The organism is Vibrio sp. GLN_1 (assembly GCF_043106015.1).
GTDB lineage: Bacteria > Pseudomonadota > Gammaproteobacteria > Enterobacterales > Vibrionaceae > Vibrio > Vibrio parahaemolyticus.
Window position 1 is genome coordinate 542,764 of sequence record NZ_JBICMD010000014.1, and the last position, 17,551, is coordinate 560,314.

Annotated in this window: 15 protein-coding genes; 6 read left to right on the plus strand and 9 right to left on the minus strand. The window is 43.2% G+C overall.

Going from position 1 to position 17,551, the window contains the following annotated elements; translation table 11 throughout:
* Positions 1–412 precede the first annotated feature (412 nt).
* Entirely contained in the window at positions 413–3,043 is a 2,631-nt protein-coding gene (gene topA / locus ACF8OV_RS07365) for a type I DNA topoisomerase (protein WP_029851655.1), read from the minus strand.
* Positions 3,044–3,507: 464 nt separating this feature from the next.
* Between topA and ACF8OV_RS07370 the strand changes: the two genes are divergently transcribed.
* Complete coding sequence (locus ACF8OV_RS07370; protein WP_005478953.1) at positions 3,508–3,756, plus strand: YciN family protein; 249 nt, start codon at positions 3,508–3,510, stop codon at positions 3,754–3,756.
* A gap of 57 nt (positions 3,757–3,813) precedes the next feature.
* Here the strand turns inward: ACF8OV_RS07370 and aroA are convergent, their stop codons facing one another.
* On the minus strand, positions 3,814–5,094 hold the full coding sequence (gene aroA / locus ACF8OV_RS07375) for a 3-phosphoshikimate 1-carboxyvinyltransferase (RefSeq protein WP_025612445.1): 1,281 nt from the start codon (positions 5,092–5,094) through the stop codon (positions 3,814–3,816).
* A 161-nt stretch (positions 5,095–5,255) separates the two neighbouring features.
* A complete protein-coding gene (locus ACF8OV_RS07380; RefSeq protein ID WP_172440583.1) occupies positions 5,256–5,732 on the minus strand; it encodes a glycine zipper 2TM domain-containing protein in 477 nt (158 codons plus the stop codon).
* A 39-nt stretch (positions 5,733–5,771) separates the two neighbouring features.
* Between ACF8OV_RS07380 and aat the strand changes: the two genes are divergently transcribed.
* The 3 genes from aat (at position 5,772) to infA (ending at position 7,480) form a co-directional block, all read left to right on the plus strand.
* On the plus strand, positions 5,772–6,482 hold the full coding sequence (gene aat / locus ACF8OV_RS07385; protein WP_203502859.1) for a leucyl/phenylalanyl-tRNA--protein transferase: 711 nt from the start codon (positions 5,772–5,774) through the stop codon (positions 6,480–6,482).
* Complete coding sequence (locus tag ACF8OV_RS07390) at positions 6,479–7,180, plus strand: arginyltransferase (RefSeq protein WP_024699955.1); 702 nt, start codon at positions 6,479–6,481, stop codon at positions 7,178–7,180. Before aat ends, ACF8OV_RS07390 begins: the two co-directional genes overlap by 4 nt.
* A gap of 81 nt (positions 7,181–7,261) precedes the next feature.
* Complete coding sequence (gene infA / locus ACF8OV_RS07395; RefSeq protein WP_001040192.1) at positions 7,262–7,480, plus strand: translation initiation factor IF-1; 219 nt, start codon at positions 7,262–7,264, stop codon at positions 7,478–7,480.
* A 68-nt stretch (positions 7,481–7,548) separates the two neighbouring features.
* On the opposite strand, the gene ACF8OV_RS07400 is transcribed toward infA, so the two are convergent.
* The 3 genes from ACF8OV_RS07400 to clpS all read right to left on the minus strand — a co-directional run bounded on the left by ACF8OV_RS07400 (position 7,549) and on the right by clpS (position 11,361).
* Entirely contained in the window at positions 7,549–8,589 is a 1,041-nt protein-coding gene (locus tag ACF8OV_RS07400) for a serine hydrolase (protein WP_317676140.1), read from the minus strand.
* Between the two features lie 133 nt (positions 8,590–8,722).
* On the minus strand, positions 8,723–10,993 hold the full coding sequence (clpA, locus tag ACF8OV_RS07405) for an ATP-dependent Clp protease ATP-binding subunit ClpA (RefSeq protein ID WP_005495889.1): 2,271 nt from the start codon (positions 10,991–10,993) through the stop codon (positions 8,723–8,725).
* Positions 10,994–11,040: 47 nt separating this feature from the next.
* Positions 11,041–11,361, minus strand: a complete 321-nt coding sequence (clpS, locus tag ACF8OV_RS07410; protein WP_005456259.1) for an ATP-dependent Clp protease adapter ClpS — start codon at positions 11,359–11,361, stop codon at positions 11,041–11,043.
* Positions 11,362–12,060: 699 nt separating this feature from the next.
* Between clpS and cspD the strand changes: the two genes are divergently transcribed.
* Complete coding sequence (gene cspD, locus ACF8OV_RS07415; RefSeq protein WP_005456215.1) at positions 12,061–12,279, plus strand: cold shock domain-containing protein CspD; 219 nt, start codon at positions 12,061–12,063, stop codon at positions 12,277–12,279.
* A gap of 130 nt (positions 12,280–12,409) precedes the next feature.
* On the opposite strand, the gene ACF8OV_RS07420 is transcribed toward cspD, so the two are convergent.
* On the minus strand, positions 12,410–14,635 hold the full coding sequence (locus ACF8OV_RS07420) for an NADP-dependent isocitrate dehydrogenase (protein ID WP_017448265.1): 2,226 nt from the start codon (positions 14,633–14,635) through the stop codon (positions 12,410–12,412).
* A 311-nt stretch (positions 14,636–14,946) separates the two neighbouring features.
* Between ACF8OV_RS07420 and ACF8OV_RS07425 the strand changes: the two genes are divergently transcribed.
* Positions 14,947–15,645: a pseudouridine synthase gene (locus tag ACF8OV_RS07425; RefSeq protein WP_203502865.1), complete on the plus strand. Its 699-nt coding sequence runs from the start codon at positions 14,947–14,949 to the stop codon at positions 15,643–15,645.
* Between the two features lie 112 nt (positions 15,646–15,757).
* Here ACF8OV_RS07425 and ACF8OV_RS07430 read toward each other — a convergent pair whose 3' ends face one another.
* Both ACF8OV_RS07430 and ACF8OV_RS07435 read right to left on the minus strand, forming a co-directional pair.
* Positions 15,758–16,435 (minus strand): DUF2057 family protein, encoded by a 678-nt coding sequence (locus ACF8OV_RS07430; protein ID WP_203502867.1) that lies wholly within the window; start codon positions 16,433–16,435, stop codon positions 15,758–15,760.
* Positions 16,436–16,511: 76 nt separating this feature from the next.
* Positions 16,512–17,537 carry a porin gene (locus ACF8OV_RS07435; protein WP_021449333.1) on the minus strand — a complete coding sequence of 342 codons (1,026 nt, stop codon included), beginning with the start codon at positions 17,535–17,537 and terminating at the stop codon, positions 16,512–16,514.
* Between the last annotated feature and the right edge of the window lie 14 nt (positions 17,538–17,551).

Below are 17,551 nucleotides of genomic sequence, written 5' to 3' on the forward strand. Positions count from 1 at the left end.
TAAATAAATGCATACAATTGCACTAATTTTGTAATAAATTATCCAACCAGAATCTAAATTACAATTTTTAATATGCCGTTCTGTGTTGCATACAAAGGTTACTTGCTCAAGACGATATCCAGATCACACAAGGCCAAGTAAGCGATTACATTGTGAAAACAATTTACGAACGCGTTAACTACAGTTCATGTTTGAAATACCAAGATATAACAAATGTGTGAATATAAAATGAATAGTTCAACTGAATGTTGTTTACAGAAAAGACACTTGTAGATTCAGACAAAACAAATCGTTAAAACTGGGAAAACAGAGCTTAAAAACGGTAGGGAAAGGAGCAGATGGAAACCCGCTTAGACAGGTGGATATAAAAATAAAGGCAGCGTATTTGCTGCCTTTATTTTACAAGTTGAGTTTAAGCTTTCGCTTTTTTACGTTTATCAGTGATTTCCCACTTACCATCAACGTAAAGTGCAGTCCAACCACTTGGTTTACCGTCGTCTTCTGAACGAACATAGTTCTCTTTCGTCTTACGGCTAAAGCGAACCACGGCTGGGCGACCATCTGGATCCTCTTGAGGAGCCGTTGTTAGGTACTTAAACTTCTCTGGTAGACGCTCTTCAAAACGCGCCAGTTCAGAGACTAGAGGTGCTCTTGTTTCACGCGATTTAGGGAAGTTGCTTGCCGCCATAAATAGGCCAGAAGCACCATCACGAAGCACGAAGTATGCATCTGAGTTTTCACATGGCAATTCAGGGAAGTGCACAGGATCTTCTTTAGGTGGCGCTACTTCACCGTTCTTCAGGATTTTACGGGTGTTCTTACAAGTTTCACTCGTACAATCCATGTATTTACCAAAGCGGCCGTTCTTAAGCACCATGTCTGAGCCACACTTGTCACACTCAACAACAGGGCCATCGTAGCCTTTCACTTTGAATTCGCCGTACTCAACAACATAGCCTTCACAGTTCGGGTTGTTACCACAAACGTGCATCTTGCGCTTGTCATCAATCAAGTACGCGTCCATCGCAGTTTCACAGATCGGACAACGTTTTTTCGCACGAAGAGCAGCCGTTTCAACGTCTTCTTCTAGAACGTTGATAATACCTTCTTCGTCACCCAAGTTAATGGTTGTCTTACAACGTTCTTTAGGTGGCAATGCGTAACCAGAACAGCCTAAGAATACGCCTGTAGAAGCGGTACGAATACCCATAGGGCGACCACATGTCGGACACGCGATATCCGTCATCACAATGTGGTTTAGCTTCATACCACCTTCAGATTCATCTAACTCGGCTTTTTCTAGATCACCAGTGAAATCCGCAAAGAAGTTGTCGAGTACTGCTTTCCAGTTCACTTCACCTTCTGCGATTTGGTCCAGTTTCTGTTCCATACGCGCAGTAAAGTCGTAGTTCATTAAATCGTTGAAGCTGTCATCAAGACGGTCAGTAACAATTTCACCCATTTTTTCAGCGTAGAATCGGCGCTGATCTACTTTTACGTAGCCACGGTCTTGAATAGTAGAAATGATCGATGCGTAAGTCGAAGGACGACCAATGCCTCGTTTTTCTAACTCTTTAACCAATGCCGCTTCCGTAAAGCGCGCAGGTGGCTTTGTAAAGTGCTGTTTAGGGTCAAGTGACTCTAGGCTTAGCTTATCGCCAAGTTGTACCGCAGGAAGGATTGTGTCCTCGTTTTTGCCCATTGGACGCTGTACGCGAGTCCAACCATCAAACTTAAGGATACGACCTTTCGCTTTTAGCGTGTATTCCGCCGCTTTTACGCTGATTGTGGTTGAATCATATTCTGCAGGTGTCATTTGACACGCAACGAACTGATTCCAGATCAGTGAGTAAAGCTTGTGAGCATCCGCATCTACACCTTGCAAGTCTTCTGCTTTCACTGATACATCAGATGGACGAATCGCTTCGTGCGCTTCTTGAGCACCTTCTTTGCTGCCGTACGTCAGTGGCTTAGCTGGAAGATACTTGTCACCAAATTCTGAACCAATGAAGTCACGAACAGCATCAACTGCTTCCGCACTCAAGTTAGTCGAGTCGGTACGCATATAAGTGATGTAACCCGCTTCATACAGACGCTGAGCTAACATCATGGTTTTCTTAACGCCGTAACCTAAACGGGTACTTGCCGCTTGCTGCAATGTTGATGTGATGTATGGCGCGGAAGGCTTGCTCTTCGTCGGGCGGTCTTCGCGCTTACACACTTCGTAGCTTGCGTTTTCAAGGACAGAAATGGCTGCCTTGGTTTCTGTTTCGTTAACAGGCTTAAACGCAACGCCATCTTTCTGCGCAACCAGCAGTTTGAAATCTGACTTATCTTTAGTTTTGGTATTTGCGTGAATATCCCAGAATTCTTCTGGCACAAATGCGTTGATTTCACGCTCACGTTCTACCAATAGCTTCACCGCTACAGATTGAACACGACCAGCAGACAGGCCACGTGCCACTTTCTTCCATAGCAATGGAGAAACCATGAAACCTACAACGCGGTCCATGAATCGACGTGCTTGTTGCGCATTAACGCCATCCATATTTAACTCGCCAGGAGTCTGGAAAGCTTGTTGGATAGCATTTTTAGTAATTTCGTTAAAGACTACTCGTTTGTATCGCTCTTCATCGCCACCGATGATCTCACGAAGGTGCCATGCGATTGCTTCCCCCTCGCGGTCCAAATCGGTTGCGAGATAAACGCAATCAGCATCTTTGGCTAATTTTTGTAGTTCGCTTACGACTTTTTCTTTACCCGGAAGAATCTGATAGTTCGCTTCCCAGTCATGATATGGGTTAATCCCCATTTTTTTGATCAGCGCTTTACGATCTTTTTCTTTTTTAACGCGCGCTTTCTCTTCTGCGCTCATCCCTTTTGTTGAGATAGCTGCAGCTTTCTTCTCACCAGTGCTTTGACCGGCCGTAGGCAGATCACGCACATGACCAACACTAGACTTAACAATAAAGTCCTTACCAAGGTACTTATTTATCGTCTTTGCCTTGGCTGGAGACTCCACTATAACGAGTGATTTACCCATAACTGACTCTAACGTCCTTCATAATAATGCGGGTAGAAACCTCGTTTTAAGGTCACCCGCATAGTGTTCTATTTCATTGCTTCTTTTTTTACTATTGTGCGAGATGAAAAGAAGATCAACTGCTTTTTTGAAATTCAGATCCGATTGGTTGACAATTCATCGTCTTTATACTTCAAAGAGACAGGGGTCTGAAAGGTATTGAGCGGCATATCTAAGCAGGCAAACTTTGCTACTGCTAATCCAATGCAATAAATTTTGTTACTCATCACAAAATATTTTCTGTCAATATGGCGCAACCTTAGGTTGTTGCGCTGAAAGCCACTTTGTATCCACGTAACCTCAGTACTGAGTTAACCCTCGCCTCAAATCAACCAACGTGGTGATGGAATTAATCATGCAAACCCTTAAAGAATATGGGTATACTTCGCCACACTTTTTAATTTGTAATGAATGATGAGAACGTTATGTCTGATAGAAAGTTTATTGAAGAATTCGACCTTCTTTTAATCGCAAACCAAATCATCCAAGAGCACGATGATTACATCAACGGAATGCGAGCGACAAGCGTAGAAGAAAAAGACGGGGTTTTGGTATTTAAAGGTGAGTACTTCCTTGATGACAAAGGCTTACCAACCGCAAATACTACGGCAGTATTCAATATGTTCAAATACTTAGCCCATCACCTTTCTAAAGAATTTACGCTGATTAAATAACAGCAAATTAAGACAAAAAAGCCAGAGCATCATCGCTCTGGCTTTTCAGTTAGAGATCTAGCTGCTCAACGCTTTAAGCTTGTCGAAATAATCCGGGAATGTTTTGGACGTACATTTAGGGTCATTAATCGTCACTGGTGTATCGCTTAACGCCACCAGAGAAAAGCACATCGCCATACGATGATCATCGTAGGTATCAATAGCCGCATGTTTAAGGTGAGGTACTGGTTTAACGATGATGTAATCCTCACCTTCTTCCACTTCCGCACCAACTTTACGAAGCTCTGTTGCCATTGCAGACAAACGATCGGTTTCTTTTACACGCCAGTTATAAACATTGCGAATTGCCGTGGTACCTTCAGCAAACAAAGCCGTCGTCGCGATGGTCATTGCTGCATCTGGAATATGGTTGTAATCCATATCGATGCCCTTAAGCTTCCCGACGCGGGAAATAACGTAATCATCGCCCCATTCAATCTCTGCGCCCATTTTTTCTAGCGCATCAGCAAATTGAATATCACCTTGGATGCTATTTTTACCGATGCCAGTTACTTTGACTTCACCGCCTTTGATTGCAGCCGCCGCTAAAAAGTAAGAGGCCGACGAAGCATCCCCTTCCACAAGAAAATCACCAGGCGCAACATAGTGCTGACCAGCTGGAATCACAAACTCTTGATAGTCGTTGTTGATCACTTCGACACCGAACTGCTTCATGATATGCAGCGTAATATCAATGTAAGGCTTTGATACCAAATCACCTTCAATCTTAATACGCACTTCGCCTTCGGCAAGTGGTGCAGACATCAAAAAAGCCGTGAGAAACTGACTAGAAATAGAACCATCAATCGACACTGTGCCTGCTTTCAGACCAGTACCGACAATCTTTAGTGGTGGGTAGTTTGTGTTTTCCAGATATTCAATATCTGCTCCCGCCTCTTGCAATGCAGTCACAAGATGACCAATTGGTCGTTCTTTCATACGAGGCTCGCCAGTAAGCACATATTCACCTTGGCTAACACAAAGTGCGGCTGCTAAAGGTCGCATGGCTGTGCCCGCATTCCCCAGAAAGAGCTCAACAGGTTCTGATACTGAGAACGGACGACCAAGGCCTTCAACTACACATTCTGTTTTATCTGCAGATAATGTGTACTTCACGCCTAGTTTAGTGAGTGCGTTTAGCATGTGACGAATGTCGTCACTATCGAGAAGGTTGGTGAGACGAGTCGTCCCCTTTGCTAATGCAGAGAGTAAAAGTGCTCGATTCGAAACACTTTTGGAACCAGGAAGGTTCACTTCCCCTTGAATTTTATTGATCGGTTGTAACGTTAGGCTTTCCATTAAAAGTTGATAATCCTTTGTGCTCTCAATTCACGCTGTTGTGAGAGCTAAACAATTCTTCGTGGATTCAGACTAACGAAAAAACCGGCACAAAACCAGAGCAAATCTGCGCTAATTTCTGAATAATTAGTCAACGATAAAATTGACGCTAAAACACCCACTCAGTACACTAAATCTACGCGCACTCCATCATCGAAATATAAGATACGAACTTCATCCCCTCGGCTAAACAGCATATTTTTATCAACATCCTGAATAACGTTGATCAGTTTATCGCCTTTAACTTTAATTAGCAGTTCAACCAACTTATATTCAACTGTGTATTGATAATTACTTTGGTTTTGCGCAACCGCAGCGCCAGCCAGTGCGCCGACCGCCGTTGCTACCTCTTTACCCGTGCCACCACCAAACTGGTTGCCAACTAAACCACCAATGGTTGCCCCTAATAGAGTTTTCCAACCGTTGCTTTTCGATTGCACAACTTCTTGTTGAGTGATGTAACGCACTGAATCTATCTTCCCGTACACCACTTCATTCACTGGTTTTGCGACATTCCTTTGGTACGCTGCATTGGCGAAAAGGGGTAAAAACAGTATGATCCAAGGACATACTTTCAAAAATTTTCTAACTCGAGTCATCACAAGTTCCTTTGGTTCGATATTGGTCAGTACTTTTCTATGGCAATCTATTTAACTGAACTCGATTCAACGTTCAACTTCCCATACCCTTACGAAGCTCTGTCAGATCCCAATGGTCTGTTGGCTTTTGGCGGAGACTTAGATCCACATAGAATTTTGAGTGGCTACTACCAAGGTATTTTCCCTTGGTATGGTCCAGGAGAACCCATTTTATGGTGGAGTCCTTCGCCACGTGCGGTGTTTGATCCTTTAACGTTTAAGCCATCAAAAAGTCTTAAAAAGTTTCAGCGCAAGCATCAATATAAAGTCACTATAAATCAAGCGACTGAGCGCGTCATTCAACTTTGCTCGTCGACACGGCCAGCAGATGAAACATGGCTGAATGAAGAGATGCAAGCCGCTTATATTCAGCTATCCAACCTAGGGCATTGCCACTCAGTAGAAGTATGGCATGACAACACGCTTGTTGGCGGTTTATACGGCATTAGCGTGGGTCAACTTTTTTGTGGCGAGTCCATGTTCAGTTTGAAAGACAACGCATCAAAAATCGCATTGTGGTATTTGTGCACGCATTTGGCGTCAAAGCATGGTCAATTAATAGATTGTCAGGTGATGAACCCGCACTTGGCATCCCTCGGCGCATTTGAACTTGACCGAGACGAGTTCATACAAAAGCTACTATCTTTAAGAGAAAAGCAAACGGCTTCTGACACCTTTACGCCCCAAGTTTTGCAGGATTCAGAATCATGAGCACAGATCTACAACACATTCGAATTGGGTTAACCAACAACCATCCTTGTAGCTATTTACCGGAGCGACAAGAGCGTGTTGCGGTGGCATTGGACGCTGAATTACATACTGAACAAAACTATCAACTATTGATGGCTAATGGCTTTCGTCGCAGCGGAGATACAATATACAAACCACATTGCGAGCGTTGCCATGCTTGCCAGCCTATTCGCATATCGATACCTGATTTCGTACTATCTAGAAGTCAAAAACGACTGCTCAGTAAAGCCAAAAATCTGCGTTGGGAGATGAAAACGGAGATGGACGCCGAGTGGTTTGAGCTCTACAGCCGTTACATTTGCAAGCGACACAAAAACGGTACCATGTACCCTCCAAAGCGAGATGAGTTCTCACGTTTTGCACAAACGACTTGGCTGACAACGTTGTTCTTGCACATCTATGATGAATCAAATCAACTACTTGGTGTAGCGGTGACTGATGTGATGACACAATGTTCTAGCGCGTTTTATACGTTTTTTGATCCAGACTACCCACTTTCACTCGGTACACTAGCGGTGCTGTACCAAGTGAACTACTGCCAACAAAATAACGAGCAGTGGCTATATTTGGGTTATCAGATTGATGAATGTCCAGCAATGAACTACAAAACGCGTTTTCAACGCCACCAAAGGCTAGTAAATCAGCGTTGGCAAGGGTAGAATACGCCCCAACTTTACATAATTCCTATTTAGCGGCACAATAACGCTCGCTAATATTGCCTAATTTCTAAAGAGGATTAAATGGCTAAAGAAGACGTAATCGAGATGCAAGGTACTGTCCTTGACACTCTACCAAACACTATGTTCCGTGTTGAACTTGAAAACGGTCACGTTGTGACTGCTCACATCTCTGGCAAGATGCGCAAGAACTACATCCGTATCCTAACGGGTGACAAAGTAACTGTAGAGATGACTCCATACGACCTATCAAAAGGCCGCATCGTCTTCCGCGCTCGTTAATCTTTGATTTTCGGATGCAAATAAAAAACGGAGCATTTTTGCTCCGTTTTTTATTTGTAAACATTGAATTAAAGTAACTCGGCCAATTGCTGGATCAGAGTTAACACTGGTCGAGATCTTGTTTCGTAGTTCCCAGCGGTCGTGACAATCACTGCATTTTTGTTCGGAATGGCAACAATGTACTGCTCTCCTATCCCTACTGCCGCAACGCCATTCTCAACGTTAGAAACCTGCCAAAAATGTAACCCATACCCCATCTCAAATGAATAGAACTTACTCTTTCTGAGTTCATTCAACCATTCTTTATCAACAATTTGCGTTCCGTTGTATTGTCCTTTGTTTAGCCACATCAAGCCAAACTTACCCATATCTCGGGATGTTAGACGTAACCCCCAGTCAGCTCCTGCTTCGCCACTGCCAATGTTTGGCAACCACTGATACTCTTCAATATCTAAAGGGGAAAAAATCTTCTCTTTCATTACTTTCGTAAATGATTGCCCATATACTTTTTCAATTACTTTAGAAAGACCAACTGTAGAAAGACCGCTGTACGCGAACTTTGTTCCTGGATCAAAAGCTAATTGAGTGGAAAGAAACTGCTGTTTTAAGTCCTTCGCATTGTAATGACGAGAAAAAATGTTGCCTTGTCCATATGGTACGGACAATTCGCCCAATGCGTAGCCTGTGGACATATTTAGAACATCTCGTAATGTTATCGCTAGCTTCGCCTTTCTATCTGGCTCGATATACTCAGGAAAGAAATCAAATATTGACGTATCTAACCCTTCGATTTTGCCTTCATCAATAGCGATGAAAATCAGCGTAGCGACAAAGGATTTCGTGACAGAATGCACATTATGCACAACCTCTTGCCCGACAGGCACATTTGGTGTTTGACGATTACCATCAAGCCCACCACCTTGACGATACAGTTCCAACGTCAACTGGCTATCTTGCCACACTAGTAAGCTATGCAGGTTTGCTGCTTGTCCTTGTTCTACTCGCTGAATGATAGGATCAAACTCTGGCTTACTCGCCTCAACAACTAATGCGTGTTTATCACACCCTACGAGTAGAATAAGAAACCACGCTATGATGAAAGTTTTCATGCTTTCCTCTTTATTTCTCAATATGCACAACTATGAATAAAACAGAAATAAAGAGATGAGTCTGCGTGCTAGACAGATATAAAAAAAGCGTGCGACCAATCGCACGCTTTTGATTTGAAATTGACGACAAACGTTAGTGCATTGCTGCTTCTTTCTCACTCAAATATTCAAATTCAAGCGCATCATTTACTAACGACACTTTCACCGTACCACCATCAACAAGTGATCCGAACAACAGTTCATTTGCCAATGGTTTCTTCAATTGCTCTTGGATTACACGGCCCATTGGACGTGCCCCCATCGCTTTGTCATAACCTTTATGTGCTAACCAATGGCGAGCATCTTGCGATACTTCCATGGATACTCCGCGAGCATCCAACTGGACTTGAAGCTCGACAATAAACTTATCAACCACTTGATGGATAACACTTTCATCTAGACTATTAAACCAGATGATATTATCAAGACGGTTACGGAACTCCGGAGTGAACACCTTCTTAATTTCTGCCATGGCATCGTGACTATGATCTTGTTGGATTAAACCGATCGATTTCTTCTCAGTTTCAGCCACACCCGCGTTAGTGGTCATCACAAGGATCACGTTACGGAAATCGGCCTTGCGACCATTGTTGTCCGTCAGCGTACCGTTATCCATCACTTGCAGTAACAAGTTAAAGATATCTGGGTGCGCTTTCTCAATCTCATCCAACAAAACAACGGAATGAGGATGCTTAATAACGGCATCGGTTAACAAGCCACCTTGATCATAACCAACATAACCTGGAGGAGCACCAATTAAGCGGCTCACAGAGTGACGCTCACCATACTCAGACATATCAAAACGAAGCAGTTCAATACCAAGCAGTTTCGATAGCTGAACAGTTACTTCGGTTTTACCCACACCAGTAGGCCCTGCAAACAAGAACGAACCCACAGGCTTGTTATCTACACCCAAACCAGCACGAGATAGTTTGATAGCCTCCGAAAGCGCATCAATAGCGTTGTCTTGACCAAAGACTAGCATCTTCATTTTGCCATCAAGATTCTTCAAGATGTCTTTGTCAGATGAAGACACCGACTTCTCTGGAATTCGAGCCATTTTTGCAACCATGGCTTCAATATCAGCCACGCCAACCGTCTTCTTACGACGACTTGCTGGAGCTAATCGACTACGAGCACCGGCTTCATCAATAACGTCAATCGCTTTGTCAGGTAGATGACGTTCGTTGATGTACTTCGCAGACAGCTCTACGGCTGCACGCAGTGCTTTGTTGGTGTAACGCACTTCGTGGTGAGCTTCGTACTTTGGTTTCAAGCCCATCAGGATCTTGGTTGTATCGTCCAGAGATGGTTCTACAACGTCGATTTTTTGGAAGCGACGAGATAGCGCACGCTCTTTTTCGAAAATATTGCTGTACTCTTGGTAGGTAGTTGAACCAATACAGCGCAACTTACCGCTACTTAGTAGAGGTTTAATCAAGTTTGCCGCATCGACTTGGCCACCAGACGCTGCACCAGCACCGATAATAGTATGGATCTCATCAATGAACAGGATGGCATCTTCTTCTTTTTCAAGCTGCTTCAAAATCGATTTGAAACGTTTCTCGAAATCACCACGATACTTAGTGCCTGCTAGCAGCGAACCGATATCAAGTGAGTAGATAACGCTATTTTGAATCACCTCAGGTACTTGGCCTTCAACAATTCTCCAAGCTAGGCCTTCTGCAATTGCCGTTTTACCCACACCGGCTTCACCAACGAGCAATGGGTTATTCTTACGACGACGACATAGAACTTGGATCGTACGTTCTAGCTCTTTGTCACGGCCAATTAATGGATCAATATTACCGGCCTTCGCCACTTGGTTGAGGTTTGTTGCAAAGCTTTCTAAACGCTCATCGGAACCTGTTTCTTCGACACTATCCGAGCTAAACGAATCTGAAGAAGATGGATCTTCTCCGGCGCCAGAAGCTTTCGTAATACCGTGGGAGATAAAGTTGACAATATCTAAGCGAGAAATGTCGTTTTTCTTCAATAAATAAGCGGCGTGCGACTCTTGTTCGCTAAAGATTGCGACCAATACATTAGCACCCGTTACTTCGTTGCGACCAGACGACTGAACATGGAAAACCGCGCGTTGCAATACACGTTGAAAACTCAAAGTCGGCTGGGTTTCGCGCGTCTCATCACTTTCAGGGATAAGCGGCGTAGTTTGATCGATGAATATATCGAGCTCATTGCGCAAAGCATCGAGGTCTGCTTTGCAGGCTAAAAGGGCTTCCTTAGCTGCATCGTTTTCCAACAATGCAAGTAGGAGGTGTTCGACAGTCATAAACTCGTGACGTTTGTCTCTTGCACGAGCAAATGCACCGTTAAGGCTTGACTCTAGTTCTTTATTTAGCATAAGTACCTCCCGAAAAAACAACTTGGGTTGTTCGAGCAAGTCTTCTTCTACGCTTGCTCCATAGTACAAAGTAGCGGATGTTCATTTTCCCTTGCGTACATCGTAACTTGCGCTACTTTTGTTTCGGCAATTTCTGCGCTGTAAGTTCCACAGACTGCCTTTCCTTCATAGTGCACTTTGAGCATGATTTGTGTTGCTTTATCAATATCATGTGAAAAGAATCGCTCAAGTACCTCTATGACGAAATCCATAGGTGTATAGTCATCATTATTGAGTACAACGTTATACAGCTTAGGTGGCTGAACTTTTGTACTTTCTCGCTCCAGAAGATCAGAGTCCGGAGTGACCCATTCAAAATTTTTACTCATGGCAATTTAAAGATATCGTATCAAAGGGTTGATGTTTTCGACCTATAAAAACAATCTACCACAAGCATGCTGTGCGGTGTAGTGAGATGTGGCACCGATTTAGAACTTTGATAGATAAAAGTTGCTACCTAATATAGAGACTAATCCACGTCTCGCGGGCGCGCAAATAAAAGATGGTTATCGATAAGCCCTGAACTTTTACTCAAAAATCACTCTCTTTTCTCACTAACGAACAGAATCTGACCAACGCTAATTTCTGTGTTAGATCACACTTCCTCACTGAGAAAAGGTTATTTATCACGAAAACTTCATTTTTTATTCAATCCGATGATTTCACTATCATAAGCAACACCAACAGTATGGATTTTTCGTAACCCATCGCTTTTTGGTCTAAATATCTAAACTTCGGCGTACGTCCAAAAAACAGTTTGCAAAATTGTTAATCTCAAAAGTGATTTGTTTTCAATTATGTTTCCGTTTGTTGCTCGACACTATTGACTGTATGGATTCATTGACTACAGTGGAAAGTATTGATGCATAAATCCTCATTCTGGATCAGTTTGAATTTAAGCAACTTGGTGAATGTGATTCTGTATCAATGAGACGTTTGTTAGCGGTCGCTAACAGTAGTACCAAGTTAAAGGTATAACTTGGTTGTTGTAACAACATCAGTAAAAAATGCATGAGGGATGTATAAGCATGGCTACAGGTACAGTAAAGTGGTTTAACAATGCCAAAGGATTTGGGTTTATCTGTTCAGACGAAGAGGAAGGAGACATCTTTGCCCACTACTCAACTATCCAAATGGACGGTTATCGTACACTGAAAGCAGGCCAACAAGTCTCTTACGAGATTGAAAAAGGTCCAAAGGGTTGCCACGCAAGTAGCGTTGTGCCAATTGAAGCCCAAGCCAAGTAAATTGAGTGCTGTCGTAGAAACCATTGCTCTCACATAGCTTAAACCTTTGTGAAGAGAAAAATAAACCCGCCAATTAAGCGGGTTTCTTATTATCTGAAAAACACGCCGCTCACGACATGTCATCCGCAGATTACTTGTCGATGATTGCGTTAAACGTTTCGCTTGGACGCATCAATTTAGAAACTAAAGCATCGTCTAGTAAGTAGTAACCACCTAGCTCACCTTTCACGCCTTGAGCACTATTAAGTTCTGCAACAATCTTCTCTTCTTGCTCAGCAAGAGATTTTGCAATAGGTGCAAATTCAGTGGCTAAATCTGCATCCACCGTTTGCTCTGCCAATGCTTTCGCCCAGTACAGTGCTAAGTAGAAGTGACTACCACGGTTATCCAACTCACCTACTTTACGTGATGGCGATTTATTTTTGTCTAGGAATTCACCCGTTGCTTTGTCTAGTGTATCGGCTAGAACTTGCGCTTTAGCATTGCCAGTTACTGAGCTTAAATGCTCTAGAGAAGCAGCTAATGCTAAGAACTCGCCTAGAGAATCCCAACGAAGGTGGTTTTCTTTCTCAACTTGTTGAACGTGTTTTGGAGCAGAACCACCAGCACCGGTTTCAAACAGGCCACCGCCGTTCATCAACGGAACGATTGAGAGCATTTTAGCGGATGTACCCAGTTCCAAAATTGGGAACAAGTCTGTTAGGTAGTCACGAAGTACGTTACCCGTTACAGAAATAGTATCTAAACCAGCTTTCATTCGCTCTAATGAGTATTTACATGCTTCTACTGGAGCAAGAATCTTAATTTCCAGGCCTGTCGTATCGTGATCTGGCAGGTATGCATTGACCTTTTTAATAAGCTCTGCATCGTGTGCGCGGTTTTCATCTAGCCAAAATACAGCTGGAACGCCTGTCGCACGTGCGCGAGTTACTGCAAGTTTCACCCAATCTTGAATTGGCGCGTCTTTTACCTGACACATACGGAAGATGTCACCCTCTTCTACCGCCTGTTCAAGCAGCACTGCGCCAGAAGCATCAACAACACGTACTGTACCTGCTGCATCTAGGATAAAGGTCTTATCATGAGAACCGTACTCTTCTGCTTTTTGAGCCATCAAACCCACGTTTGGTACGCTGCCCATTGTTGTCGGGTCAAATGCGCCGTGCTCTTTACAGAAATCGATAACTGCTTGATAGATACCTGCATAGCAACGATCTGGAATCATCGCTTTAGTATCTTTTTGCTTGCCGTCAGGACCCCACATTTGGCCAGAAGAACGCAACATTGCTGGCATAGATGCATCGACAATGATGTCGCTTGGGACATGCAGGTTCGTGATGCCACGATCCGAATCAACCATCGCAAGTTCAGGCTGAGTTTGGTAAACCGCCTGAATTGCCGCTTCAATCTCTTCTTTTTGTGCTGCTGGTAGTGACTCGATTTTCGAGTAAACATCACCAAGACCATTATTTACATCAACGCCAAGCTCTTCGAATAACTTACCGTATTTAGCAAAAACGTCTTTGTAGTAAACTTTTACAGCGTGACCGAAGATAACCGGGTCAGAAACCTTCATCATCGTCGCTTTCATGTGTAGAGAAAGCAGTACGTCTTGCTCTTTTGCATCTGCAATTTCTTTTTCGAAGAACTCAACCAATGCTTTTTTCTTCAGTACAGAGCTATCAATAACTTCTTTGTCTAACAGTGGGAAAGCAGATTTTAGCTCTTTTACAGAGCCATCTTCGCCAACAAACTCGATTTTTACTTCTGTTGCGCCAGAAATGGTTGTTGATTTCTCGCTACCAAAGAAATCGTCACCCGCCATGCTTGATACATGAGATTTAGAATCTGATGACCATGCGCCCATTGAGTGTGGGTTTTTCTTTGCATAGTTCTTAACAGAAAGTGGCGCACGACGGTCAGAGTTACCTTCACGAAGTACTGGGTTTACCGCACTGCCCTTAATCTTATCGTAAGCCGATTTAATCGCTTTTTCTTCGTAAGTACTTGGCTCTTCTGGGTAGTTTGGCAGGTCGTAACCTTTAGCTTGAAGCTCTTTGATTGCGGCTTTTAGCTGAGGAATAGAAGCCGAAATGTTTGGCAACTTGATGATATTTGCTTCTGGTGTTTGTGCGAGTTCGCCCAGCTCAGTTAACGCGTCGCCAATGCGTTGCTCTTCTTTTAAGTGCTCTGGGAAGTTAGCGATAATTCGACCCGCTAGTGAAATATCACGAGTATCTACGTTGATGCCAGACGATGCAGTAAACGATTGGATGATTGGTAGTAATGAATAAGTTGCTAGCGCCGGTGCTTCATCAGTGATGGTGTAGATAATGGTAGGTTTTTCTGTAGGCATGAAATTTCCCTATTTTTGAATCAACTTGTTGGCTGATCAACTCAGCGTCTGAGTTGGTGTAATTGACGCATTGCTACACGTTAGTAGTGTGTATCTCCTCGCTAACGCCACATGCGGTTTGCACTCTTTCTTGTAGTTTGAAGCTCTTGGCTCTGAATCCATGAGTGCACTGATATAATTAAACAAATAACACGAAATAGTCTATTATTCTGTGCGCATTTGTTAGTTTTAGGCGCGCAAATGATAGCCGATCTTAAGAAAACTTAAAACTTTCAAACACAGTTCATTTACATTTTTGCAGGGTAGTTAACATGTCATCTCGCACAGGTCATGAAAAAGGGCGTCGTACCAGCCAATCTAAAACAGGCCATTTTAAACGTTCCGGTAAACCAAACCGTGTAGAGGATCAAACCACAAGACGCCACCCTACTCGCACAGCCAAAGCCAATAAACCTCGAGTCGACCTGCAAAATAGAACAGTCATTATTTTCAATAAGCCTTACGATACGCTGAGCCAATTTACCGATGGTGACGGCCGTAAAACATTGGCTGACTACATTCCAGTAAAAGACGTATACGCAGCAGGTCGACTAGATAGAGACAGTGAAGGCCTAATGGTGTTAACCAATGATGGTATCCTACAAGCGAAGCTGACTCAGCCGAAATCAAAGTCGCCGAAAACGTATTGGGTACAGGTGGATGGAGCGCCACAAGAGCAAGATTTAGAGAAGTTGCGTAAAGGCGTTGAATTAAAAGATGGTATGACCTTACCCGCAAAAGTAGAAGTCATTGAAGCTCCGACGATTTGGGAGAGAAACCCACCAGTTCGTTTCCGTGCAAATATTCCAACGACATGGTTAGCAATCACTATCATTGAAGGTAGAAACCGCCAAGTAAGACGCATGACCGCTCATATCGGCTTCCCAACTTTACGCTTAGTACGCTATTCAATGGGCGACATTACCCTTGGAGACTTGCAGCCTGGCCAATGGAAAGAGATTCAGCTCTAGCCATCTTAAAACAGCACATTCCTTAAAGTAGTCAACATCAAAAAACATAAAAGCAGGCCATCGCCTGCTTTTTATATTTTTATCGTCACCAATAACAATTATTGTTGATGAATTATTGCTGTGAGATCCAGAGCTTGAATGCTTCTTGATCGGCCGGAGAAGCTTTTAGATACATAGTTTTTAGCAAGTCGACCATTTGCGTATCTTGTTGCCCAGAACCTTGAGTGCTTTCTACGGTTTTTGAAGCAGGCTCAATACCCGTCACAACTTGTTGATGCTGATTCACAGTAACATAAGTAACTGCAACACTAGCGACACCACCAGCAATATTATAACTGCGGGCTTCTTGTGGATAGTTTCGACCTATTTGAACACCCTCCGATTCGAGAGTATCTTCTACTAAATCGATTGTCTGGCCTTTAGAGTCCAATAGTTGCCACTCTAATGGAGAAATGCTCGTTTGAGCTTGGCGATACGTATTAAATTGAGGAAGCTGGAACTTAATCTTTTCATTATTAACATCAAACTTAGCAATAATCACATCGCTATATACACTTTTAATATCGTCGCCAATTTCAAATTCAGGTTGATATTTGAAGACAATCTGATTCGTCCCATCAGGTATTTCTATTGTCTTTTCATCAGAAAAGATCCCACCTTCCAACTTAGGTTTTTCCATGTTGACAGCCAGAAGTTTAACATCTTCAGGAACCACCAGAGTTGTTGCAGCATATAGGTTTGAGCTGGCAAAAATAGACAGAGCCATCGCCACTTTAAATGATAACTGCATAGAATTTCTCATCCTTATCTTCATAGTAAAAGACCCAGCATAAAGCTGGGTCTTACAATATCAGACTGGGTTTTGATTACCAGTAGAAACGTGCACCAACACCGAAGTCAGTTTTGCTGTCAACTTTAGAGTTGTCTAGCTTAGTTTCTTCAAATACGTATGCACCTTCAGCGAATACGCGAGCCCATTTAGAGAACTTGTATTCAACACCAGCGTAGAAACGAGAGTCGTCTGCGTCAACAGTGCCAGCAACATCAGAAGAAGACATTACTAGTTCGTAACCAGAGTATAGAGTTGTCTTAGGTGCTACAGCGAACATACCCGCTAGAGAGATACCGTGAGAATCAACAGTTGAGTTAGCGTTTTTATCTTCGTTTTCGTTGTAGTAGTAAGTCGCGCCTAGAGTGTGCTCACCAAGTGCGTATTCACCAGTTACTTCAAAAGATAGGTTTTCAGTGTTGTGCGCAACATTCTTAACTGCAATCTTATTTACAGAAGAAAGTACACCAGCGTGAACAGATAGTTCACCGAAAGACTTACCTACGAATACTTCACGAACTTCTTCGTTCTTGTCTTTCTCACCTAGCGCGTAACCAGCTTTTAGCCAGAATGCATCGTTTTCGAAAGAGTATTTGATTTGAGAGTCGTTGTTCCACTCGTGTCCGTAAAGAAGAGCAGAGCCACCAAAGAAGTAAGAGTAATCAGCACCGTAAACGTCATCCGCGAAAGTACCTTCTTTACCGAAACGAAGTGTACCCATATCGCCCATGTCGAAACCGAAGATGTGACGACGAACGAATACAGTGTCATCTGTACGCTCGCTTGAATCTGCGCCTGCACCGTAGTTGTCACCAAGTGCAACACCGATTTCAACTTCACCTAGAACTTTAAGGCTATCGTTTACAACGTAAACACCGTTTACACCCATACGTGAAGAGCTAGTGTTTAGCTCTGCAGTGTGGTCTGTGCTGTCTAGGAATAGAAGAGTTGGACGTAGTTGACCGTAGAAATCTACAGAACCTTCTTCAGATTTGAATACTTCCGCTGCGTTAACTGAAGTTGCAGACGCAACTACAGCTAGTGCTAATAGAGTCTTTTTCATAATTAATCCACTGC

Bases quoted from the DNA above. Each gene is read 5' to 3' on its own strand.
- topA (WP_029851655.1), bottom strand. From the start codon at position 3,043: ATGGGTAAATCACTCGTTATAGTGGAGTCTCCAGCCAAGGCAAAGACG.
- ACF8OV_RS07370 (WP_005478953.1), top strand. From the start codon at position 3,508: ATGTCTGATAGAAAGTTTATTGAAGAATTCGACCTTCTTTTAATCGCA.
- aroA (WP_025612445.1), bottom strand. From the start codon at position 5,094: ATGGAAAGCCTAACGTTACAACCGATCAATAAAATTCAAGGGGAAGTG.
- ACF8OV_RS07380 (WP_172440583.1), bottom strand. From the start codon at position 5,732: ATGACTCGAGTTAGAAAATTTTTGAAAGTATGTCCTTGGATCATACTG.
- aat (WP_203502859.1), top strand. From the start codon at position 5,772: ATGGCAATCTATTTAACTGAACTCGATTCAACGTTCAACTTCCCATAC.
- ACF8OV_RS07390 (WP_024699955.1), top strand. From the start codon at position 6,479: ATGAGCACAGATCTACAACACATTCGAATTGGGTTAACCAACAACCAT.
- infA (WP_001040192.1), top strand. From the start codon at position 7,262: ATGGCTAAAGAAGACGTAATCGAGATGCAAGGTACTGTCCTTGACACT.
- ACF8OV_RS07400 (WP_317676140.1), bottom strand. From the start codon at position 8,589: ATGAAAACTTTCATCATAGCGTGGTTTCTTATTCTACTCGTAGGGTGT.
- clpA (WP_005495889.1), bottom strand. From the start codon at position 10,993: ATGCTAAATAAAGAACTAGAGTCAAGCCTTAACGGTGCATTTGCTCGT.
- clpS (WP_005456259.1), bottom strand. From the start codon at position 11,361: ATGAGTAAAAATTTTGAATGGGTCACTCCGGACTCTGATCTTCTGGAG.
- cspD (WP_005456215.1), top strand. From the start codon at position 12,061: ATGGCTACAGGTACAGTAAAGTGGTTTAACAATGCCAAAGGATTTGGG.
- ACF8OV_RS07420 (WP_017448265.1), bottom strand. From the start codon at position 14,635: ATGCCTACAGAAAAACCTACCATTATCTACACCATCACTGATGAAGCA.
- ACF8OV_RS07425 (WP_203502865.1), top strand. From the start codon at position 14,947: ATGTCATCTCGCACAGGTCATGAAAAAGGGCGTCGTACCAGCCAATCT.
- ACF8OV_RS07430 (WP_203502867.1), bottom strand. From the start codon at position 16,435: ATGCAGTTATCATTTAAAGTGGCGATGGCTCTGTCTATTTTTGCCAGC.
- ACF8OV_RS07435 (WP_021449333.1), bottom strand. From the start codon at position 17,537: ATGAAAAAGACTCTATTAGCACTAGCTGTAGTTGCGTCTGCAACTTCA.